General features: G+C 56.4%; 18 protein-coding genes. 10 read left to right on the forward strand and 8 right to left on the reverse strand.

Going from position 1 to position 23,326, the window contains the following annotated elements:
* Positions 1–303 precede the first annotated feature (303 nt).
* Together WFK59_RS06045 and WFK59_RS06050 are read right to left on the reverse strand one after the other, a co-directional pair.
* A complete protein-coding gene (locus WFK59_RS06045) occupies positions 304–636 on the reverse strand; it encodes a colicin V synthesis protein (protein WP_262287681.1) in 333 nt (110 codons plus the stop codon).
* Positions 637–1,032: 396 nt separating this feature from the next.
* On the reverse strand, positions 1,033–1,389 hold the full coding sequence (locus WFK59_RS06050) for a hypothetical protein (RefSeq protein ID WP_336755296.1): 357 nt from the start codon (positions 1,387–1,389) through the stop codon (positions 1,033–1,035).
* A 155-nt stretch (positions 1,390–1,544) separates the two neighbouring features.
* Between WFK59_RS06050 and sapC the strand changes: the two genes are divergently transcribed.
* From sapC to WFK59_RS06075, 5 genes are all read left to right on the forward strand, one after another.
* Positions 1,545–2,435, forward strand: a complete 891-nt coding sequence (sapC, locus tag WFK59_RS06055; RefSeq protein WP_336755298.1) for a putrescine export ABC transporter permease SapC — start codon at positions 1,545–1,547, stop codon at positions 2,433–2,435.
* Positions 2,436–3,431 carry a putrescine export ABC transporter ATP-binding protein SapD gene (gene sapD / locus WFK59_RS06060; protein WP_233988083.1) on the forward strand — a complete coding sequence of 332 codons (996 nt, stop codon included), beginning with the start codon at positions 2,436–2,438 and terminating at the stop codon, positions 3,429–3,431.
* 1 nt (position 3,432) lies between these two features.
* Positions 3,433–4,236, forward strand: coding sequence for a putrescine export ABC transporter ATP-binding protein SapF (gene sapF, locus WFK59_RS06065; RefSeq protein WP_233988082.1), 804 nt, complete (start codon positions 3,433–3,435; stop codon positions 4,234–4,236).
* A gap of 142 nt (positions 4,237–4,378) precedes the next feature.
* Positions 4,379–5,167 carry an enoyl-ACP reductase FabI gene (fabI, locus tag WFK59_RS06070; protein WP_094119473.1) on the forward strand — a complete coding sequence of 263 codons (789 nt, stop codon included), beginning with the start codon at positions 4,379–4,381 and terminating at the stop codon, positions 5,165–5,167.
* Positions 5,168–5,388: 221 nt separating this feature from the next.
* A complete protein-coding gene (locus WFK59_RS06075; protein ID WP_336755301.1) occupies positions 5,389–6,501 on the forward strand; it encodes a CMD domain-containing protein in 1,113 nt (370 codons plus the stop codon).
* 5 nt (positions 6,502–6,506) lie between these two features.
* Here the strand turns inward: WFK59_RS06075 and WFK59_RS06080 are convergent, their stop codons facing one another.
* The 4 genes from WFK59_RS06080 to WFK59_RS06095 form a co-directional block, all read right to left on the reverse strand.
* Positions 6,507–7,403 carry a LysR family transcriptional regulator gene (locus WFK59_RS06080; RefSeq protein WP_233988170.1) on the reverse strand — a complete coding sequence of 299 codons (897 nt, stop codon included), beginning with the start codon at positions 7,401–7,403 and terminating at the stop codon, positions 6,507–6,509.
* Positions 7,404–7,525: 122 nt separating this feature from the next.
* Positions 7,526–8,242: a YoaK family protein gene (locus WFK59_RS06085; RefSeq protein ID WP_336755302.1), complete on the reverse strand. Its 717-nt coding sequence runs from the start codon at positions 8,240–8,242 to the stop codon at positions 7,526–7,528.
* 168 nt (positions 8,243–8,410) lie between these two features.
* Positions 8,411–9,955 (reverse strand): methyl-accepting chemotaxis protein, encoded by a 1,545-nt coding sequence (locus tag WFK59_RS06090; RefSeq protein WP_233988077.1) that lies wholly within the window; start codon positions 9,953–9,955, stop codon positions 8,411–8,413.
* Positions 9,956–10,130: 175 nt separating this feature from the next.
* Entirely contained in the window at positions 10,131–11,717 is a 1,587-nt protein-coding gene (locus WFK59_RS06095; protein WP_336755303.1) for a PTS transporter subunit EIIC, read from the reverse strand.
* Positions 11,718–11,979: 262 nt separating this feature from the next.
* Between WFK59_RS06095 and WFK59_RS06100 the strand changes: the two genes are divergently transcribed.
* The 5 genes from WFK59_RS06100 to pdeR all read left to right on the forward strand — a co-directional run bounded on the left by WFK59_RS06100 (position 11,980) and on the right by pdeR (position 21,016).
* Complete coding sequence (locus WFK59_RS06100) at positions 11,980–14,283, forward strand: FdhF/YdeP family oxidoreductase (protein ID WP_336755304.1); 2,304 nt, start codon at positions 11,980–11,982, stop codon at positions 14,281–14,283.
* 114 nt (positions 14,284–14,397) lie between these two features.
* Positions 14,398–16,332, forward strand: coding sequence for an exoribonuclease II (locus WFK59_RS06105; protein ID WP_336755305.1), 1,935 nt, complete (start codon positions 14,398–14,400; stop codon positions 16,330–16,332).
* A gap of 186 nt (positions 16,333–16,518) precedes the next feature.
* Positions 16,519–18,588, forward strand: coding sequence for a carbon starvation CstA family protein (locus WFK59_RS06110; protein WP_233988072.1), 2,070 nt, complete (start codon positions 16,519–16,521; stop codon positions 18,586–18,588).
* A complete protein-coding gene (locus tag WFK59_RS06115) occupies positions 18,581–18,871 on the forward strand; it encodes a YbdD/YjiX family protein (protein ID WP_336755307.1) in 291 nt (96 codons plus the stop codon). The genes WFK59_RS06110 and WFK59_RS06115 overlap by 8 nt, the downstream gene beginning before the upstream one ends.
* A 159-nt stretch (positions 18,872–19,030) precedes the next feature.
* Complete coding sequence (gene pdeR, locus WFK59_RS06120) at positions 19,031–21,016, forward strand: cyclic di-GMP phosphodiesterase (RefSeq protein ID WP_233988070.1); 1,986 nt, start codon at positions 19,031–19,033, stop codon at positions 21,014–21,016.
* A 15-nt stretch (positions 21,017–21,031) separates the two neighbouring features.
* Here pdeR and WFK59_RS06125 read toward each other — a convergent pair whose 3' ends face one another.
* Together WFK59_RS06125 and kdgT are read right to left on the reverse strand one after the other, a co-directional pair.
* Positions 21,032–21,898, reverse strand: a complete 867-nt coding sequence (locus WFK59_RS06125; RefSeq protein WP_031374543.1) for a crotonase/enoyl-CoA hydratase family protein — start codon at positions 21,896–21,898, stop codon at positions 21,032–21,034.
* Between the two features lie 144 nt (positions 21,899–22,042).
* Positions 22,043–23,026 carry a 2-keto-3-deoxygluconate transporter gene (gene kdgT / locus WFK59_RS06130; RefSeq protein WP_336755308.1) on the reverse strand — a complete coding sequence of 328 codons (984 nt, stop codon included), beginning with the start codon at positions 23,024–23,026 and terminating at the stop codon, positions 22,043–22,045.
* Positions 23,027–23,326 lie beyond the last annotated feature (300 nt).

Raw genomic sequence — 23,326 nt, forward strand, 5'->3', positions numbered from 1 at the left:
TTAGCCGCTTTTCGCAGAAATAAAGCAGAATCGGGCAATGTAATCTTTTTACTCTGATCGACATTAATGGCGCTAAAATAGTCAGCTTGCCAAATTGACAGCGCAGAGGCTTAGACGGTTTTTATCTGGACAATAATTCAGAAGTTAACAGCATGGGGAAACAGATATTGATAAGCCGGCACGGGATGAAAAAATAACGTCTTCAATGCGGCGATTGATTTACCAAAAAAAATATTCCTGCCGTGCGTGGCAGGAATATAAATTAATATCATGAGGGCGTGATTTTAAATTTTATGACGCTGATTATACTGCGTCTGGGATCATGCCGAAGGTGCCGTTTAACAGGCTCGCTTCAAAATCAGCCAGCAGTTGTACTGCACCAGCGGTGCTGTCCCAGCCGGTAATCAGACCAGTGAGTGCTGCGCCAACGCCACCGGCGATACCGCCGACAATACCGCCAACCAGCGCACCGAGAGAACCAATGCCTAAGATGCCGCCGCCGTTGCTGCCAACACGCGTGCCCAGCATTAAGCCGCCCCAGGTACCCGCAACGCCAAGCAGTGTTGCGCTCATTAAACCTTCAGCCAGGCCTGCACCGGAAATTGACTGACATTCATTAATAGATAATTCTCTCATCTTTTTACTTTCCTTGTTTTCCTAAAAGGAGCTTCATTATCTGTATTAGCAGAACGGGCACAATAGCAAAATATCCATACTCGGAACCATCTTAAACTTAAAATGCTATAGCTGGATAACTTAACAAGAATATTAACTTTCACTCCACATTTCATTACAATGATTGTTATTTTCCGGAATTTTTAATACTTACTTTTATCCCGTTAATGCAGGGAAATATCAGATAAAATAGCCTGAATGCTGCCCTGTCGAAAACTAAGATAAATCCCGTTAAAAATAAACCCTCCACCTGGTCAATTACGAGTGCCGACACTGAACAGCCGTGAGCGGATAAAATTAAGCTGACGTTCCGCCGGTTAAACTGAGTAGCTTTAAGCTGATGGATATTTCCCCGGATTATTTCATGGCTATTTTTTCATTTACGCCGCTACCGCCTGAATATAAGTCGCTCAGCCTGCTGTGACTGATTTTGTGCAGCAAAATTTGCTTCTGCCCTACCCGATACCCCGCCATCTGCCAGCCCACAATGCCCGGCCTGAAGTATTGATCGGCTGTTCTGGCCTGATGGGTGTCGCGGTTCCCTTGCCAGCGAATGGGAGTTAGACGGATAATCGTCACAGTGAGCGTAGGTCGCTGATGCTGTCCAGCCTGAACAACCGGAGAGTAGCCCCGCGCATTAATAATGCCTGACTGCCACAGGAAGTGGCCGTTTCTGCTGATGAGAGGCTTGTTGTCATGCGGGTTATCCTTCACCGGGCCGTTTGTAAACCCTAAGCATGCGGTAAAAGAAGTTATTCGGGCTAAAGCACGCTACACTACGTTTGAGCACAAAACAGAGCAAACCCTTGTTATGAATCAAAATTTCAATTCAGTTCCAACCTTGTCTCATCATTATCAGGCGATAATCTATGCTCTCCGATAATATCTATGCCGAAAAACGCCTGCCCAGCGCGTTTCGTCAGAGCTGGCACCATTTTTATCGCGATACCGCGGCGATGGTGGGCCTGTATGGCTTTGGCGCGTTGCTGCTGCTCTGTTTAACTGGCGCACTGATCGCGCCCTACGGTATTGATCAACAGTTCCTGGGTTATCAGCTGTTGCCGCCTTCCTGGTCACGCTATGGCGATGTGTCGTTTTTCCTCGGCACGGACGATTTAGGCCGCGATCTGTTGAGCCGCCTGCTGAGCGGTGCCGGCCCCACGGTCGGGTCGGCCATGCTGGTCACACTGTTTGCAACCTTCTGGGCGCTGGTGTTAGGCATACTGGCGGGCATGACGCACGGCGTGCGATCTGCCGTGATGAATCACGTACTGGATACGCTGCTGTCGATTCCTTCGCTGCTGCTGGCGATTATTGTGGTGGCCTTTCTCGGTCCCCGCCTGGAGCACGCCATGCTGGCGGTCTGGCTGGCCCTGATGCCTCGTCTGGTGCGGGAGATTTATAGCGCGGTTCATGATGAACTGGAAAAAGAGTATGTGGTAGCAGCCCGGCTCGATGGCGCCAGCAGTCGTAATATTCTGCGCTACGCCATCCTGCCTAACATTCTGCCATTATTGATCAGTGAGATTACCCGCGCCCTGTCGATGGCGATTCTGGATATTGCGGCACTGGGCTTTCTTGATCTGGGCGCACAGCTGCCTTCACCCGAATGGGGTGCCATGCTGGGGGATTCGCTTGAACTGATCTATGTCGCGCCCTGGACCGTCATGCTGCCTGGCGTGGCGCTAATGGTTAGCGTATTAATTGTTAACCTGCTCGGTGACGGCATTCGTCGCGCCGTCGAAGCGGGAGTGGAATAAATGCCGTTACTCGATATTCGAAATCTCACCATTGAATTTATGACTGCCGACGGGCCGGTCAAGGCGGTCGATCGCGTCAACCTGACCCTGAGCGAAGGTGAAATTCGCGGACTGGTGGGTGAATCAGGATCGGGCAAGAGCCTGGTGGCCAAAGCGATATGCGGCGTGACCAAAGATAACTGGCGCGTCACCGCCGATCGCATGGTGTTTGATGATGTGGATCTGCTGCGGCTGTCACCCCGCGATCGCCGTCGTATTGTCGGCCATAACGTTTCCATGATTTTTCAGGAGCCGCAATCCTGTCTCGATCCCTCCGAAAGCATTGGCCGCCAGCTGATGCAGGCGATTCCGCGCTGGACCTATAAAGGTCCGTGGCTGAAGCGCTTCTGGTTCTGGCGCAAAACCCGTGCCATCGAACTGTTGCATCGCGTCGGCATCAAGGATCACAAAGATATCATGCGCAGCTTTCCTTACGAGCTGACTGAAGGTGAGTGTCAGAAAGTGATGATCGCCATCGCGCTGGCGAACCAGCCGCGCCTGCTGATCGCCGATGAGCCGACCAACGCCATGGAGCCGACTACCCAGGCGCAGATTTTCCGCCTGCTGAGTCGCCTCAACCAGAATAACAACACCACGATTTTGCTGATCAGTCATGATCTGCGCACCATGAGTCAATGGGCCGATCGGATTAACGTGATGTATTGTGGTCAGACGGTGGAAACCGCCCAGAGCGACGATCTGATGACCACGCCGCACCATCCTTACACCCAGGCGCTGATTCGCGCCATGCCTGACTTTGGTCGCGCTCTGCCGCATAAAAGCCGGCTGAATACGCTGTCGGGGGCTATTCCATCGCTGGAGAGCCTGCCGATAGGCTGCCGGCTGGGACCGCGCTGCCCCTATGCGCAGCGAAAGTGCGTCGAAACGCCGCGCCTGGCGGGCAGTAAATCGCATCTTTACGCCTGTCATTTCCCGCTGAACATGGAGAGCCAGTAACATGGAAACCCTGCTGGAAGTGCGCAACCTGAGCAAAACCTTTCGCTATCGCACCGGGTTGTTTCGTCGGCAGCATGTCGAAGCGGTGAAATCGGTCAGCTTTACCCTGCGCGAAAAGCAAACGCTGGCGATTATCGGCGAAAACGGCTCCGGCAAATCGACGCTGGCAAAAATGCTCAGCGGGATGGTCGCACCGACCGAGGGCGAAATCCTGATTGACGATCATCCGCTCAGCTTTGGCGATTACGGCTACCGCAGCCAGCGTATCAGGATGATTTTTCAGGACCCGTCAACCTCACTGAATCCGCGTCAGCGGGTCAGCCAGATCCTCGATTTTCCGCTGCGGCTCAATACCGAGCTGACCGCCGAACAGCGGGAGAAACGCATTATCGCTACGCTGCGCCAGGTGGGATTGCTGCGCGATCACGCCGGTTACTATCCGCATATGCTGGCGCCCGGCCAGAAACAGCGTCTGGGCCTGGCGCGCGCGCTGATCCTGCAACCGAAAGTGATCGTGGCGGATGAAGCGCTGGCCTCGCTGGATATGACCATGCGTTCGCAGCTGGTCAATCTGATGCTGGAACTGCAGGAGAAACACGGCATCGCCTACATTTATGTTACCCAGCATCTCGGCATGATGAAGCACATCAGCGATCAGGTGCTGGTGATGCATCAGGGCGAAGTGGTGGAGCGTGGCGGAACCGCCGATGTGCTGGCCTCCCCGTTGCACGATTTGACCCGTCGGCTGATCAGCAGCCATTTTGGCGAAGCGCTGACCGCCGAAGCCTGGCGGCGAGAACACTGATAATTGCTGCCTCTCCCGCAATTTGCGGGCTGATTTACCTGATTTCAGACAGACGTGCTAGAATCCGCACGTCGATTAACGTCGGTCGCCTACTTTTTAAACAATGCGGCCGCCAACTACAATGACCATAAGGATTACAGCTATGGGTTTTCTTTCCGGTAAGCGCATTCTGATTACTGGCGTTGCCAGTAAACTTTCCATCGCCTACGGTATTGCACAGGCGATGCACAAACAGGGCGCAGAACTGGCTTTCACCTACCAGAACGACAAATTAAAAGGTCGTGTGGAAGAGTTTGCTAAAGATTTGGGCTCAGACATCGTTCTGCCGTGTGACGTTGCCGAAGATGAGAGCATCAAATCCCTGTTCACTGAACTGGCAAAAACCTGGCCGAAATTTGACGGTTTCGTTCACTCCATCGGTTTCGCCCCAGGCGACCAGCTGGATGGTGACTATGTGAATGCCGTAACCCGCGAAGGCTTCAAAATCGCGCATGACATCAGTGCATACAGCTTCGTTGCGATGGCCAAAGAGTGCCGCGCGATGCTGAACCCACAGTCTGCGCTGCTGACCCTTTCTTACCTGGGTGCTGAGCGCGCCATCCCGAACTACAACGTGATGGGTCTGGCGAAAGCGTCACTGGAAGCCAACGTCCGCTATATGGCGAATGCAATGGGTCCGGAAGGCGTTCGTGTTAACGCCGTTTCTGCCGGTCCAATCCGTACGCTGGCCGCTTCAGGCATTAAAGATTTCCGTAAGATGCTGGCTCACTGCGAAGCGGTCACCCCGATTCGTCGTACCGTGACCATCGAAGATGTCGGCAACTCAGCGGCATTCCTCTGCTCTGATCTGGCAGGCGGCATCACCGGTGAAATCGTTCACGTTGATGGCGGCTTCAGCATCGCTGCAATGAACGAACTGGAACTGAAATAAGTTTCTGAGGGCGAGCCTGGCTCGCCCTTCTCTTTCTTCTTCTCGCCCCATCCCCTTCAGACCTGATTTTCCTGTCGTTATACCGTAACGCTATTAATTATCACCGATCATTCTTTTGCCCTGGCCTGGCCTTCGGCGAGGATACCTCTGCCCTTCGGTCAGGCAATTTTTCAGATTCTGCCGCCTGCCTGCCGAACCAGAATTTTGCAAAAGGATTGATCATGGAACAACGCCGCTATCCGGGCCATAACCACTGGTTTTACGAGAGCCAGACCAGTCCACGCATCACGCAGGCCGCTCCGCTGGTGCCTGAAGCCGCTCACATTGATGACCGTTTCCTGCTGGGCTGCCTGACCGATGATGCGCAGATCGCGGCAGTGCTGCGCGCGAACCAGCCCGCTTTGCTGGCGGCGCGCGATCTGGCGCAGCTGCTGTTCCCCGACCGCATCACGACCTCGCTAACCCATACCCTGACGCTGTACGATCGCCTCAGCACCGCCCTGACCGTCGCCCAGGTGGCTGGCGTCCAGCGCTTGTGCAATCACTACTCGGCACGTCTTAATCCGCTGCCCGGACCCGATTCATCCCGTGAGAGCAACAATCGTCTGACCCAAATCACCCAGTACGCCCGTCAGCTGGCGATGCAGCCCGAGCTGATCACCGCCAGCGCCATTTCCGCGCTGGATGCCGTAGGCCTGACCGAGCCGGATATCGTTACGCTCAACCAGCTGATCGGTTTTGTCAGCTATCAGGCGCGCGTGGTCGCCGGACTACAGGCGCTGCAGGCCCAGCCGGTGCGCTGGCTGCCTGGTTCCACTCCCCCGCCGGATGCTGACCGCAGCGGCTTCGGTCAGCTGGCTGAGTGGCGTCCGGCGCTGAAACCGCTGGAGTTACGCTACGCCAGTGCCGAACAGCTGGCGGCGATCACCCGCAGTCAGGCGCTGCCGGGAATGCAGGATGCGGTGTGGCTACTGGCGCATGATGCGTCGGCGCTGTATGGCTGGGTGCAGTTGCGTCAGCAATTAGCGGCCGGTCAGCCGCTGGCTGAAGCGACCGCAGCACGGATACTCGGCAGCCGCCGGGCCTTTCAGCACCTGTCCGGCATCGAGGATTTGATTGAGGGCGTCGATGAGGCTGGCATCAGTGAGCCGCAGCGGCAGATTGTTGCGCTGGCCGCCCAGCTCACCCGTGCGCCGGAACGCTTCAGCGCGGCACATCTGCAACCGCTGGCGGAGGCAGGCTGGACCGCAGACGCCCTCTTTGGTGTGATTCAGTCAGTGGCGATCGGTAACTGGAACAGCCGGCTGTTTTATGCGCTGGGGGAAGTCAGGTAAAACCGTCAGACCGGTAGCTGCCCGCGCGCTTCATCAAAAAAGTGCTGGGCCAGCGGCGTGGCGCGTCCGGGTTCAGCTATCACCAGCGCCGCTTCGCGCGCCATCGGTTGCAGCTGGATGGGCCGCTGATGCAATCCCTGCAGCGAACCGGGCAACAGGTGACCCACCGGGGAGACCAGCAATCCCAGCCCGACCTGGGCGCACTGCATCAGTTGCATCACTGAGGCGCTTTCGACCACCACCCGCGGCACCAGCGCCGCCTCGCGAAACGCCATATCCAGATAACGCCGGAAATAACGGGTCGGCTCCGCCAGGCAGAGCGGTTGCTGCGCCAGTTCTTTCAGCGTGAGCGGAGCGCTCGCCACCAGCTGAGGAAAATGGTCGGGATGGAAGATCGCCTCAACGCCCCGATCGGCCAGCATCGCCGTCTGAAAATGGAGTTCACGCAGCGTGGCCATTTCAAAGAAGCCAATGCCGACATCCACGGTGTGGCTGTTGAGCGCCTCCAGCAGTTGATCGGCACTCAGCACCGCAATCCGGTAATCGAGCTGCGGATAACGCGCCTGCACCGCCTTTAACAGCAGCGGTAATGCCACGCTGCATTGTGGTACCACGCCGAGCCGCAATGTGCCGTTGACCCCATGCTTCAGCGACTCCACTTCCAGCTTCAGCCCCTGATAAACCGACACGATCTCCCGCGCCCACGCCAGCACGCGATCGCCTTCCGGGGTGAAACCGGCAAAGTTGTTACTGCGATTAATCAGCGACAGGCCCAGCTCGCGCTCCAGATTTTTCAGGCGCATCGAAAGCGTCGGCTGGGTGACAAAACTGGCTTCGGCGGCCCGGCCAAAATGGCGTTCGCGTTCGAGATTACACAGGTAAATTAATTGTTTTATGTCGATGTTAATGACCCGTCAGCAGGTTAGGTGAATCCACGATGTCTTATTTTATTTCGGGCGTTTACCCGATGATTCATTTCAATTTTAGCGGTTACGCGCGCATACGTCTTAACAGCAAGGATCATTCAGCCTGTCCTTGCACGCCTGACGATGGTTTTCAGCGCCAGCGCAATGAGTGCGAAACCGACCGGCAGCAAAAACCCATATCCCAGCACGCTGTAGAGCCAGATTCCTGCCACGCCGCCTGTGAGAAAGGATAACAGCGTCAGGCCGTGCAGCCGCAGGCGATCCAGATAGAGCGGCGCCTCTTTGGGAGAGACTTTGCGCCGTAACACCTCATACAGCATCGCCAGCTCAATGCCGATATCAGTCGCGGTGCCGGAGACGTGCGTAGTGCGAACCCGCGCATTTGAGATCCGGGTAACCACTGCATTTTGTAAGCCCATCAGGAAACTCAGGCTCATGATCAGCAGCACGCCAGGCGCATCCGGTGAAAAAAGGGTTTCAGCCACGCCCAGTGCCAGCAGCGCCGCGCCTTCGGCCAGGATCACCACGGCATAAATCGTGCGGATATTACGGCGACGTCCTGAATTAATGATCAGCGTTGAGATCATCGAACCGGCAATAAACAGGCAGACGATCGACAGAAAAAACAGGCCTGCCCCTAAATTGGCTTTTGCCAGATGATCGGAGAGCGAAGAGACGTTTCCGGTCATATTGGCGGAGAAAAAGCCGACAATCTCAAACGCCGCAGTGTTCAGCGCGCCTGCAGCCGCGGCCAGCGTACAGGCCAGACGACTATCCGCGCCGATACTGCGCGCATCTTCAGTGGTGATCAGCATGGAACCTACGCATCCTGGCAAACATGGCCGATATAATCCGCTGATTTTTCGTCGCAAACAAGCGGGCGACGCCGGCTAAACTCCCTCTCCTTGCGCACGGTCAGACCCGGTTCAGAAAGCTCTCTCGCCATGCAGTTCCCGCGCGGCGAGAGAGCGCGGGAGTGCCGGTTAGCGGGCTGACAGCCGGAAGGTGGAGACCGATTTCGTCAGATAGTGCACCTGCTCTTCCAGCGAAGCCGAGGCAGCGGCGGACTCCTGCACCAGCGCGGCGTTCTGCTGCGTCACGCTGTCCATCTCGGTCACCGCCTGCTCAATCTGTCCAATTCCGCGACTCTGTTCGTCCGAAGCGGTGGAGATCTGCTCCATCAGCTGATTAACCTGGCTGACCGAAGAGATGATGGCGCTCATGGCATCACCGGTGCGGCTGACCTGGTCAGAACCGGCGTGAATAATCGCCACCGATTCAGCAATCAGGCTCTCAATTTCTTTTGCCGCGACGGCGCTGCGCTGGGCCAGATTACGCACCTCACCCGCCACCACCGCAAAGCCACGGCCCTGCTCACCGGCTCTCGCCGCTTCCACGGCGGCATTCAGCGCCAGAATATTGGTCTGGAAAGCGATGCTGTCGATCACGGTGGTGATCTCTTCAATTTTTTTCGAGCTGGCATTAATCATCGCCATCGAAACCACCACCTCCTGCGACACTTTGGCACCGCTTTCGGCATTCTGCACCGCTTCACTGGTCAGGCGACAGGCCTCAAACACATTGCCGGTATTCTGTTTAACGGTAGCGCCCAGCTGCTCCATGCTGGCGGCAGTCTGGGTCAGCGCCGCAGCCTGCTGTTCGGTGCGCGAGGCAAGGTCGATATTACCCGCCGCAATCTCCTGTGACGCAGTCGAGACCGAACGGGTCGAATCACGCACCTGCAGGATAATGTCCGTCAGGGCGCTGCGCATCTGCTCCAGCGACGCCATCAGCTGCTGGATCTCGCTGCGTGAACCGGCTTTGACCGGCACGCTGCTATCCAGTACGCCGGCGGCAATCAGTTTACAGTGCGCCTGGGCCTGATTGAGTGGTGAAAGGACATAGCGTTGCATAAACAGGTAGATGGCAATAATGATGGCAAAGAACAGGATGCCAAAAACAGCCAGCAGCGTGATACCAGAGGTGAAATGGCTCTGCGCGTCGGTGTTGAGCTTTTTGGCGTAGGCTTCATGCTGGGCCAGCACCCGATCAAGGATGATTTCGTACTGCCGGTCAAGGCGCACCACGCTGGCGATCTGATTTTTAAACCGCACCTGATCATGCGCTTCGGCTGCATCAATCAACGGCTGAAGCCCCTGCTGACGGTAAGCCAGATAGGCCTGACGATAGGCATCGGCTTCCGCCTCTTCGCCCGGCAGACGCGGGGCTGCCATATAGGCTTCAAACGCAGCATCGGCCTTCGCCGCTACCGTTCTGACGCCCTCCAGAGAGGCCGCGTTTTGACCGTTGCTCTCTTCGATGGCTTTCATGTACTCCATCAGGCGCACGCGCAGCGTCCGACTGTGGTTAATCGGGTCGATGACCGACAGCACCACGCGGATCTCTTTATTGACGGCGTTTAACGACTGATTACTCTGCACCAGCAGCCAGGTGCTGATGGCTACGCTGGTCAGAAACAGCGCCAGCAGGAAAGAGAAAATCAGCAGAGAGGATTTTTTGAGTGACATAACAACTTCCGGAAAATGAACGAATGCTGTTATATCGGCCAGAAATTGTCCCCCATTAGGGTACGGCTTTTTTTAGTTACTTTAAGCCAGACGGCAGCCGGATAAAGAGATAAACAATCAGCGCCTGACAGCCCGATGGCCTCGGCCTGTCAGCGGGTTCCGAACACGGCTGCGGTTACGCCACGCCGAGCGCCATTTTCACCTGATTGGCGATCTTTTCCACCTGCGGTCCGTAAATGACCTGCACATCGTTGTCACTGACCCGGTTCACCCCATTGGCCCCGGTGCTCATCAGAGTCTGATCGACCACCTCTTTCATGTCTTTGACCCGCACCCGCAGTCGGGTAAAGCAGCAATCGACATCCTCAATATTGGCCTGACCGCCCAGCCCGCTGATGATCACCTGAGTGCGCTCATCCCCGCTGACCTGCTGGGGTTTCTCTTCATCCGACTCTCTGCCCGGCGTTTCAACGTTCATGCGGGTGATGACCAGGCGGAAAGCGTAGTAGTAGATCGGGGCGTAAACCACGCCCAGCGCCAGCGTCCACCACCAGTGGGTTTTTGCGCCGCCTAATATGCCAAATACCACCAGATCGATAATCCCGCCCTGCACGTTACCGATCATCAGATGCAGCATCGACATCAGCATAAACGAGAGACCGGTGAGAAACGCGTGCAGCAGATAGAGTACCGGTGAAACGAAGATAAAGCAGAACTCCAGCGGTTCGGTGATGCCGGTGGTAAATGAGGTCAGCGCGCCCGCCAGTACCAGCGCTTTCACCCGCTGCTTGTGCTCCGGCCGGGCGGTATGATAGATCGCCAGCGCGGCGGCAGGCAGACCAAACATCATCACCGGAATTTTACCCTGTGCCAGAAACTGAGTGGCGGTGCGCAGCGTGTCGTCCGGGATCATGCCCGGATGGGTCAGCGAGGTATTAAAGATGTTCAGCGCGCCGACAATCGTCTGCCCGTCCACTATCGCCATCCCGCCAATCGGGGTGAAGCGGACGGTTTCATTAAGAATATGGTGCAGGCCGGTTGGGATCAGGATGCGTTCAAACGCCCCAAGCAGAAAAGCGCCATACTGCCCGCTTTTGCCGATCATCTGGCCAATCCAGGCGATGCCGTTGCCGATGGTCGGCCAGATCATCGCCAGCAGCACGCCAATCAGCGGCAGGCAGACCACGGTCACGATCGGCACAAAGCGGCGGCCACCGAAAAAACTGATCGCCGTCGGGAGCTGTTGGGTATAGAAGCGATTATGCAGCGCCACCGTTACCAGCCCGGCGATGACCCCGCCCAGCACGCTCATGTTGTAGGTGAAGACGCCCAGCATCTCGATATATTCCGCCGACCGCATCATCGCGGTGGTCTGGTCCAGCCCGGCCTGCTGTAACGCCTCCGGTGTTGTGGTTGCCGCGGTAATCCCTTTCGCCGCCAGCGTGGCGTTGATGCCGACGTTCATGGCGATATAGCCGATCACGGCGGCAAAGGCAGCGGTGGGTTTTTCCGCTTTTGCCAGCCCGATGGCGCTGGCAACCGCAAAGAACACCGGCAGGTTAGCGAACAGCGCGCCAGCAACCTTGCGAATAAAACCAATAATCAACTGCGGCACCTGCATCTGGGCAAAAGCATCGCCAGTCACTGCCGGGTTTTGCATGGCTGCCGCCAGCCCGAGAAAGATCCCCGCCGCGGCGATCACCGAGATTGGCATCATTAACGCTTTGCCGAACGCATGGATCTGGCTGGTCAGCTGTTTCATCGAGTCGCGCCCTCTTCTGGTATGAACAGCAAGTATTAGCCCGTTGTGGTGAGAACTCCCGTTATCGGCAGGTTACAGGCGGGTAAAATTTGAGCAGCATCACAATTCTGGCCGATGCATGATAAACGGCAGCTATCGCACCATTAAGTCAATCAATTAGACAAGGTTTGATGATAATTGCACACTCCACTTCACCATCAGGCCATAACCTGATAACAAACTATCTACAATACTTCCTACTATAAAAAAGCCTGCACTCACTATGAAATTTAAACGCCAAATCAAACCCTATCGCGCGGCTGCGGGCGGCTGGGGTTCACTGGAAGCCACCACGCGTTTCGTTCTTGACAGCAAAGCGGCCCTGAAAAATATGCGCAACCTGATGCGCATGAATAAAGCGCGCGGATTTGACTGTCCGGGCTGCGCCTGGGGCGATGACAATAAAAGTACCTTCAGCTTCTGCGAAAACGGCGCGAAAGCAGTCACCTGGGAAGCGACCCGTCGCATCGTCGACACCGACTTTTTCGCTAAACACAGCGTGACCACGCTCTACACCCAGAGCGACTATTTCCTGGAGTATCAGGGGCGTCTGACCCATCCGCTGCGCTACAACGCCGAAACTGACCACTATGAGCCAGTCAGCTGGGACGACGCGTTTGCCCTGATCGCCCGTCACATCAAGGCGATGGATAACCCGGATCAGATGGAGCTTTACACCTCTGGTCGTGCCAGTAATGAAGCCTCCTGGCTTTATCAGCTGTTTGGCCGCCTGATGGGCACCAACAATTTCCCCGACTGCTCCAACATGTGCCATGAAGCCAGCGGTACCGGCCTGAAGCGCAGCATCGGCGTGGGCAAAGGCACTATCCGTCTGGATGATTTTGATCATGCCGATGCGATTTTCGTCTTCGGCCAGAATCCCGGCACTAACCATCCGCGCATGTTGCATAGCCTGCGTCACGCCGCCGATCATGGCGCGAAGATCGTGACCTTCAACACCCTGCGTGAGCGCGGTCTGGAACGCTTTGCCGATCCACAAAAACCGCTGGAAGTGGTGACCTCGATGTCCGGCACCATCAGCTCCTCCTACTATCAGCCGAATCTCGGCGGTGATATGGCAGCGGTGCGCGGCATGGTGAAATGCCTGCTGGAAACCCATCGCGCCCGCCTGGCGGCCGGTGAAAGCGGTCTGTTTGATCAAACCTTTATCAATGCCAAAACCAACGGTATCGAAGCCTATATCGAGGCCGTCGATAACACCGACTGGATGCAGATTGTGGCGCAGTCGGGGCTGACCCAGGCGCAAATCCGTGAAGCCGCGGCAATCTACCAGAGTGCCGATCGAGTGATCTGTACCTGGGCGATGGGCATTACCCAGCATAAGCACTCGGTTGATACGGTACGTGAAATCACCAACCTGCAACTGCTGTTTGGTCAGCTCGGCAAAAAAGGGGCGGGTCTCTGCCCGGTTCGTGGTCACAGTAACGTGCAGGGCAACCGCACCATGGGTATCGATGAGAAGCCGTCGCAGGCGTTTCTCGATGCGCTGGGTAACCACTTTAACTTCGAACCGCCACGCGCCCACGGTCACAACACCGTTGAAGCGCTGAATGCGATGCTGCGCGACGAAGTAAAAGTGCTGATTGCACTGGGTGGCAACCTGGCTGCCGCCGCGCCGGACTCACCGCGTACTGAAGAAGCGCTGTCACGCTGTGGACTCACCGTTCACATCAGCACCAAACTGAACCGCAGCCATCTGGTGCCGGGTCATGAAGGGCTGATCCTGCCGACGCTGGGCCGGACCGAACGTGACCGCCAGGCGACCGGCAACCAGTTCATCACGGTGGAAGATTCGTTCAGTATGGTGCACGCCTCTGAAGGGATTGGCATTCCGCTGGCGGAGACGCAGCGTTCTGAAACCGCGATTGTGGCCGGTATTGCTCATGCGGTGCTGGGTGATGAGAAAGTGAAATGGCTGGATCTGGCAGGCGATTACAACCTGATCCGCGAGCACATCGCCGCCACCATTCCGGGCTTTGCAGACTTTAACGCTAAATGTGATATTCCGGGTGGTTTCTATCTCGGTAACGCGGCGGCGGAACTGCGCTTCAATACCGCCAGTGGCAAAGCGGAGTTCAGCGCAGCAGCGCTGCCGTCTTCACTGTTCCCGAATCTGGATCAGGAGGTGCCCTTTACGCTGCAGACCCTGCGTTCCCACGATCAGTACAACACCACCATTTACGGCCTTGATGACCGTTACCGTGGCGTGTTTGGTCAGCGTGAAGTGGTGTTCATCAACCCGGACGATATGGCCGATCTGGGCTTCACCGAAGGCCAGAATGTCGATATTGAAACCCTGTGGAATGATGGCATTACCCGTCGCGTCAGCGGTTTCAAACTGGTGCCCTACAATATTCCGCGCGGCAATCTGGCGGCCTATTATCCGGAAACCAACCCGCTGGTACCGCTGAACAGCTTCGGCGATGGCAGCGGAACACCGACCTCGAAATCGGTGCCGGTGAAACTGGAACTGTCGTCGACGCTGGCGGACCAACGCATCGCCTGATTACGGTCATCTTAGCGCACCTGAAAAGCCGGCCTGTCCGGCTTTTTGCCTTGCCGCGCGGCGTCGATTCGCGTAAAACTGTCAGCCGCAATCAGGCAACGAAACGTAAAAATTATGTTCCAGGATAACCCGCTGCTCGCGCAGCTGAAAGAGAAGCTCCACTCGCAAACGCCTCGTGCTGAAGGCGTTGTTAAAGGCACCGAAAAAGGCTTCGGCTTCCTGGAAGTCGATGCGCAAAAAAGCTACTTCATTCCGCCACCGCAGATGAAGAAGGTGATGCACGGTGACCGTATCGTCGCCGTGATCCACAGTGATAAAGATCGTGAAAGCGCTGAGCCGGAAACCCTGGTTGAGCCGTTCCTGAGCCGCTTTGTTGGCCGGGTCCAGAAGAAAGACGATCGCCTGTCAATTGTGCCCGATCATCCGCTGCTCAGGGACGCTATTCAGTGCCGTCCGGTGCGCGGACTGACGCACGAGTTTGAGAATGGCGACTGGGCTGTCGCTGAAATGCGTCGCCATCCGCTGAAAGGCGATCGCGGTTTTTATGCCGAACTGACCGATTTCATTGTTAAAGCTGACGATCACCTCGCGCCATGGTGGGTGACGCTGTCGCGTCATAACCTGGAGCGTGAAGCCCCCGATGTCAGCTTTGGCGAGATGCTGGATGAGAATCTGACGCGTGAAGATCTGACCGCGCTCGATTTCGTCACCATCGACAGCGCCAGCACCGAAGATATGGATGATGCGCTCTACGTTGAAGCGCTGGAAGATGGCTCGCTGCGGCTGACCGTGGCGATCGCCGATCCGACTGCCTACGTGCCGGAAGGCAGCCAGCTGGATAAACTGGCGGCGCAGCGTGCGTTCACCAATTATCTGCCGGGCTTCAACATTCCGATGCTGCCGCGCCAGCTCTCTGATGATGTCTGCTCGCTGCGCCCACATGCGCGTCGTCCGGCACTGGCCTGTCGCGTCACCGTCGCGCCGGATGGTACGCCGGGTGAGGATCTGCAGTTCTTTGCCGCCTGGATCGAATCCAAAGCCAAACTGGCCTACGACGACGTTTCAGACTGGCTGGAAAACAGCGGTGACTGGCAGCCAGAAAGCGAAGCGATTGCTGAGCAAATCCGTCTGCTGCACCGTCTCTGTCTGGCCCGCAGCGAATGGCGTCAGACCCATGCGCTGGTGTTTAAAGATCGTCCTGACTACCGCTTCCTGTTGGGTGAGAAAGGCGAAGTACTGGAGATCGTGGCTGAACCGCGCCGCATCGCCAACCGCATCGTTGAAGAGTCGATGATTCTGGCTAACGTCTGCGCGGCAAAAGTGCTGCGTGACACGCTGGGCTTTGGTATCTACAACGTGCATGCCGGTTTCGATACCACCAATGCTGAACAGGCGGCCGCCGTACTGGCGACCCACGGCATCAGCGTCGATGCGCAGGCGATTACCACGCTGGAAGGGTTCCGCGTGCTGCGTCGCGAACTGGATGCCCAGCCGACGCAGTTCCTCGACAGCCGCATCCGTCGTTTCCAGACCTTTGCCGAGATCAGCACCGAACCGGGTCCGCACTTTGGTCTGGGTCTTGAAGCCTATGCCACCTGGACCTCACCGATTCGTAAATTTGGCGACATGATCAACCATCGTCTGCTGAAAGCGATCATCCGCGGTGACCAGATTGCCCGTCCGGATGAGGCGCTGACCGTCACCATGAGTGAACGCCGTCGCCTCAACCGCATGGCAGAGCGCGATGTCGGTGACTGGCTCTACGCCCGTTATCTGGCGCCGTTCGCCGCCACCGATCGTCGCTTCAGCGCGGAGATCATTGATGTGTCACGCGGCGGTATGCGTGTCCGTCTGCTGGAGTTCGGCGCGGTCGCGTTTATCCCGGCACCGTTTATCCACGCGGTGCGTGATGAACTGGTCTGCAGCCAGGAAAATGGCAGCGTACAGATCAAAGGCGAAGTGGTTTACCGTGTTACTGACGTTATCGACGTGACCATCGCCGAAGTGCGCATGGAAACCCGCAGCGTCGTGGCGCGTCCCGCCGTCTGAGTCTGAAATCCGGCGGGATAACTCCGGTTATCCCGCCGCTTCCCGCCCCGCTCTCTTTGCAAAAATGTTAAATTTGTTCCCCGCTTCACACTTCTCCATCGATTAACTTTCACTTACATTCCATTACATTAAGTTTGACTCGTTGTTTTCGATCGCATCTCTCTCGATCCTCACAAGGAGTTAGTCATGAAAAACGTCAAAACCGGCGCGATCTGGTTAGTGGTGGCGTTAATCGGCGCGGGCGCTTTCGCCATGCTGGCACTCAGCCGCGGCGAACACGTTAACGCCGTCTGGCTGGTAATTGCGTCTGTCGCCTGTTACAGCATCGCTTATCGTTTTTACAGCCTGTTTATCGCCCGAAATATTTTTGAACTGGATGACCGCCGCCTGACGCCCGCCGAGCGGCTGAATGACGGCCTCGACTATGTGCCCACCAACAAATGGGTGCTGTTTGGTCACCACTTTGCCGCCATTGCCGGGGCCGGTCCGCTGGTCGGGCCGATTCTGGCGGCTCAAATGGGTTTCCTGCCTGGCACCATCTGGATTCTGGTCGGGGTGATGCTGGCCGGTGCGGTGCAGGACTTTCTGATCCTGTTTATCTCTACCCGCCGCGATGGTCGCTCGCTGGGTGAAATGGCGCGTCAGGAGCTGGGGGCCTTTGCCGGTGTGGTCACCATGCTCGGCGCGCTCGGGGTGATGATCATCATTCTCTCCGCGCTGGCGCTGGTGGTGGTTAAGGCGTTAGCCAACAGCCCGTGGGGCCTGTTCACCATCGCCGCCACCATTCCTATCGCGCTGTTTATGGGCGTTTACATGCGCTTTATCCGTCCCGGAAAAATCGCTGAAGTGTCGCTGATTGGCTTTGTGCTGATGATGGCTGCCATCATTTACGGTGGCGACGTGGCACAGCATCCTTACTGGGGACCGTTTTTTACCCTGAAAGGCACCTCACTGACCTGGGTGCTGGTGATTTACGGCTTTATTGCCTCGGTGCTGCCGGTCTGGCTGCTGCTCGCTCCGCGTGACTACCTTTCGACCTTTCTTAAAATCGGTGTGATTGTTGGTCTGGCGGTGGGGATCGTTTTCGCCATGCCAGAGATGAAAATGCCAGCAGTTACCAAATTTATCGACGGCAGTGGCCCGGTCTTCTCCGGTGCGATGTTCCCGTTCCTGTTTATTACCATCGCCTGTGGGGCTATCTCCGGCTTTCATGCGCTGGTGTCGAGCGGCACCACGCCGAAGCTGGTGGAGCGTGAAAGTCATATTCGCTTTATCGGTTACGGCGCGATGCTGATGGAGTCATTCGTGGCGATCATGGCGCTGATTTGCGCCTCGGTACTGGACCCGGGCGTCTACTTCGCCATGAACTCACCGGCTGCGCTGATTGGTACCACGGTTGAGAGCGCTTCACAGGTAATCAACGGCTGGGGCTTTGTGGTGACGCCTGAGATGCTGAGCGGCATCGCCCGCGACGTCGGTGAAGGCTCGATTCTGTCGCGTGCCGGTGGCGCGCCGACGTTTGCCGTCGGCATGGCACACATCATCACCGACATTTTCAACAGCCGGGCGATGATGGCCTTCTGGTATCACTTCGCCATCCTGTTTGAAGCGCTGTTTATCCTGACCGCTGTGGATGCCGGGACCCGCGCCTGCCGTTTTATGGTGCAGGACCTGGTGGGCACCGTGGTGCCTTCGCTGGCAAATAACCGCTCGTGGCTCGGCAATATGGCCGGCACTACGGTCGCGGTGGCGGGCTGGGGCTTCTTTGTCTATCAGGGCGTAGTCGACCCGCTGGGCGGCATTAATACTCTCTGGCCGCTGTTTGGTATCGGTAATCAGATGCTGGCCTCAATGGCGCTGATCCTGGGCACCGTGGTGCTGTTTAAAATGAAAAAACAGCGCTACGCCTGGGTCACCATCCTGCCAACCATCTGGCTGTTTATCACCTCAATGACCGCCGGCTGGCAGAAAATCTTCCACGAGAAACCGTCGATCGGTTTTCTGGCGCAGGCCAGCAAATTCCGTAAAGGACTGGATGAAGGCGTGATGATTGCGCCAGCGAAAACCGTGGCCGATATGCAGACCATCGTCTTCAGCAATCAGATCAATGCCGTGCTGTGCGGCTTCTTTATGCTGGTGGCGGTGACGATGCTGATTGCCGCCTTCTTTGTGATTCGCAAAGCGCTGCGCAGCGATCTGCCAACCACCCATGAGTCAACCATTGCGCTGCGCAATAAGGCGGTACGTCATGTCTGATGCCATCCATCCGGTGCGTCGGCCACAGGGCGACTGGCAGATTCATCACTGCCAGTTTATGTCGGCACCTGCTCAGGCACCCTTTCGCTGGCGAACGCTGTGGCGCGGTCTGCAACAGTGCTTTCGCTTAATGGTCGGGGTGCAGGATTATCAAACGTACCTGCAGCATATGCGACTGCATCATCCCGCACAGCCGCCGATGAATGAGCGGGATTTCCATCGCTATTGTCTGGATGCCCGCTTCCCAGGTAAGGCCGGAAAACTGGGGAAATGCCCCTGCTGACGAGACGCAAAAGCCCCACATTGTTGGGGCTTTTTTGTGCCATTCGTATCTTGATAGTGAAATATATTTGGTTTGTACCTTGTGCTAACGTCGGATGATGAATACTGTTGCTAAAATAATGAGATAACGCCTGCAGTGCACTCCCCGGAGGAAGTTTCCATGACCGATGAACAAGGGCAAACGTTGTTGTACACCTTGTTTGGTACAACCAGCCCTCATTGGCGTCTGACCGCGGACAGCGATGCGCTGAATTTTGCCGAAGATGAGTCGTCACAAACCAATATCGCCCTGCCGCTCACGCCCGGCCAGGCTGCGATGATCCGGGCTATGCCGGTCATCACCTCAAGCATTAATCTGACCCTGCCGTTGCAGGGTGTTGCGGTGCCATTGCATCTGGTCGGCCGCAAAGTTAACCAATCTTCATGGGCCGGAACCGCGTCAGCCTGGGGCGACACCGCCGCAGTGGCGCGCGATTTGACATTGGGGCTTTCATTCGCCGAACAGGTGGTTTCCGAGGCCAATTCAGTGATCGTCATCCTCGATCAGCGCGGCAATATTCAGCGTTTTAACCGTCTGAGTGAAGAATATACCGGTCTGAATGAACATGAGGTGATTGGCCGGAATGTCTTTCAGCTGTTTATGACCAAACAGGAAGCGGCCTCCTCGCGACGTAACATTGCCGGCTTCTTCCGGGATGGTAACTCCTATGAGGTTGAGCGCTGGGTCAAAACCAAAAAAGGCCAGCGACTGTTCTTGTTTCGTAATAAGTTCGTTCACAGCGGCAGTGGCAAAAATGAAATTTTCCTCATCTGTTCAGGCACGGACATAACTGAGGAGCGCCGCGCCCAGGAACGGCTGCGGGTGCTGGCTAACACCGATACGGTGACCGGATTACCGAACCGCAACGCGATTCATCAGCAAATGAGCCAGGCGCTGGAGCAAGCCGGTGACGATCAGACCGGTGTGGTCTACCTCGATCTCGATAATTTCAAGAAAGTGAATGACGCCTACGGTCATATGTTCGGCGATCAGCTGCTGCAGGCGGTCTCACTGGCGATCCTTAGCTGTCTGGGTAAAGACCAGACGCTGGGCCGGTTAGGCGGTGATGAATTTGTGGTACTGGCCGAACACACCAGCCAGGCGGCGCTGGAGGCGATGTCTTCGCGCATCCTGGAGCGACTGCGTCAGCCGTTCCGCATCGGCCTGATTGAAGTCTACAGCGGCTGTTCCATCGGCATCGCCCTCGCCCCGATGCATGGCGAAGATCGCGAGAGCCTGATCCGCAACGCCGACACCGCGATGTATCACGCTAAAGAGAATGGCCGCGGCAAGTTTTGCGTCTTCGCCGCTGAGATGAATCAGCGGGTGTTTGAATATCTGTGGCTGGATACCAACCTGCGTAAAGCGCTGGAGCTGGACCACTTAATCGTGCACTACCAGCCTAAAATCGACAGTGACGGCAAAGTTCGCAGCGCCGAAGCGCTGGTGCGCTGGCTTTCACCGGAACGCGGTCTGGTCTCACCCGGCGATTTCATTCCCTACGCCGAAGAGTCTGGCCTGATTGTTCCGCTGGGTCGCTGGGTGATGCTCAATGTGCTGAAGCAGATTATCCTCTGGCGGCAGCACGGCGTGTTTCTGCGGGTCGCGGTTAACGTCTCAGCCCGTCAGCTGATCGATCAAAGTATCTACAGCGATTTGAAACAGGCGCTGATCGAAGCCGGTCTGGATGATTGTCCCATCGACATTGAGCTGACCGAAAGTTGTCTGATCGAGAATGAGACCGAAGCGCTGAAGCTGATGAAACAGTTTCAGGAGCTGGGCGCGCAAGTGCATCTTGATGACTTCGGGACCGGCTACTCTTCGCTGTCACAACTGGCGCGGGTCCCGATTAACGCGATCAAGCTCGACCAAAGTTTTATTCGCAATATTAACAAGCAGCCGGTTTCACAATCGCTGGTCCGTGCCATCGTCGCCGTCGCCAAGGCGCTCGATCTGCAGGTGATTGCCGAGGGTATTGAAACCCGCGATGAAGAGAAATTTATCCTTAAAAGTGGGGTGGATGGGCGTCAGGGCTATCTTTACGCAAAACCAATGCCCGCGGAGCAATTTGGGCATTGGCTGGCTAAGCATCCTGCCCGCGTGTAACGCTAATGACGGTTACTAGCCCGCTTTACGCAGTGATGCGCTGTGGCGGTTTTGTAACTGCACCAGACGTTCCATATAAGCGATATCTTTTGGTTCGATGGTAAAGGCGTAATCCACCCAGTCCTCAGTGATGTCCATCAGCTCAGCGCGTGACAGTTGCAGCACGCGCTGACGCGCTTTCAGCATCGCCCTTACGCCATTCAGTTTCGGACGTAAGGTGTCAATGAAGGTTCGGGTCGCACGATAGCTGTCGCCCGGCTGGAACACTTTATCGACCAGGCCACGGGTTTCGTACCATTCCGCACTGTGTGACTCTCCTTCACAGATCAGCTCTTCCGCCAGCTTCATTCCTGCCCGACGCGCCACCAGTGAATAGCCGCCCATGCCAGGAAACAGGTTAAACGCGATTTCCGGGAAGCCCATCCGCGCGTTGTTCTGCGCCAGAATAAAGTGGTGCGCCAGCGCCGCTTCAAAGCCGCCGCCTAACGCACTGCCTTCAATCATCGCCAGCGTGACAGCACCGGTGTCGAATCCCCGCGCCGCGGAGTGGATGCAGTCCACACAGGCACGAGCATACGCCCGCAGCGCTTCGCGCCGGTTATTACGAATGCACTCGACGAAGAAACGTAAATCGCCTCCGGCGTTGAACATCTGCGGTACCAGCGAGCCGGTGACCCAGAAATCGATTGGCAGACCGGAACGCTGCGCGGCATAGCTCAGGTTCATGATCTCCTCAATCAGCTCATGGTTGAAGCTGGGACGTGGCTGAGCGCGCAACATCATCCACATCGTGCGTCGGCCTTCCTCGTAATAGGCGACTAACTGAGTGGTGTTGCCGACTTCGGTAAATAATCTGCACGTTGCTTGGTTAATAACTGTCATTGTCTCATCCTCTGTTTATATTTGATGCGCTAAATACGCCACATCAGCGTAATGCAGAGTGAGTCAAGACCAAATGAGAGATTGATTTACAACACAAAATCCAGAGTGATCCCCGACTGGCGCGCCGGGGATTGATTAGGTGGGTTACTTAATGACAGCGCGCTGGTTGATGGCGACATGCATACGCTTAACGCGTTTTGAGTAGAGTGCGGTAATAATCGGCACCAGTACCGAAGTGACAATCACCGAGGTCGCTACCAGCGCGGTAGCAGCCGGGGCAATCGGTTTGAACTGCGGCAGCATTTCAGCGATCAGCACCGGTGTGGCCACCGCAGCGCCAGCGGTACTGGAAGCGGCCACGCCCGCCGTGCCGTCACCGCCGCCAATCAGCCGGTCGGCAAAAATCAACGGAATGCCGGTAATGATGATCACCGCGACGCCCAGCATAATGCCCAGCAGCCCGGTTTCGACGATCACCGCCAGGTTGATGGTGTTGCCCAGCGCAAACGCAAAAAACGGGATCAGGGTATGTACTGCTTTACCGAAGAATTCACGCAGTTCAGGATCAAGGTTCCCTAATGCAAAGCCCACCACAAACGGCAGCACCGCCCCGACAAACACATGCGGCTCGAATGAGGCAATTCCGGCGGTGCCCAGAATCACCATGGTCATTAACGGACCGGATTCCAGCGACATCAGCACAAAGGCGCCCGCTTCCTCTTTCGAGCCATATTGCTGCATGATCGAAGCGTAGAGCCCGCCATTGGTCATATCCATTGCCGCCACCAGCGCCAGGGTCGATAAGCCGGCAAACATCCCGACCTCAACGCCGTTCTCCGGCATTACCCGTGATGCGATGGCCGCGACGATCCAGGCGACGGCAATTTTAGTCAGCACCAGCGTACCGGACTTGCGTAACACGGTGCCGGTTGCGCTCAGCTTGATTGATGCCCCCATGCAGAAAAACCACACCGCCAGTATCGGTACCGTGCCGGTCATCAGGCCATTGGTGAAGGAACCAAAATACTTTCCGGCGCCCGGCGAAAAGGTATGACAGAGCGCGCCGATAAAGAGCGGAATCAACATCATGCCGCCAGGGATTTTGTCTATTGCACGTTTGATATGCATGTTAAGGTCACCTTTGCTATGCCAGAGGGAGGTGCAAAAAAATGCCCGAAGGCGATGCAAGCAAAATAGTGACTCAGCGTAACGAAAACAGTGATCGCCTCGATAAAATGAAACGCTGTTTTATTTTTATTGACAGGTTGTTTTGGTAAACATGATCGCGATCGCCATACCAGTTAAGCTGGCAATTAAAAAGGGATGCAGTGGGCGTAATGCCTGTCAGTTAAAGTTACATTATCAAAGGCTGTCACGGTCAAAAACGGCCGCTTTCTTGTGTGGGCTTGCGTGCCGGAGTGCGGGCCT

It is taken from the genome of Pantoea sp. USHLN298 (assembly GCF_037149395.1).
GTDB lineage: Bacteria > Pseudomonadota > Gammaproteobacteria > Enterobacterales > Enterobacteriaceae > Pantoea > Pantoea astica.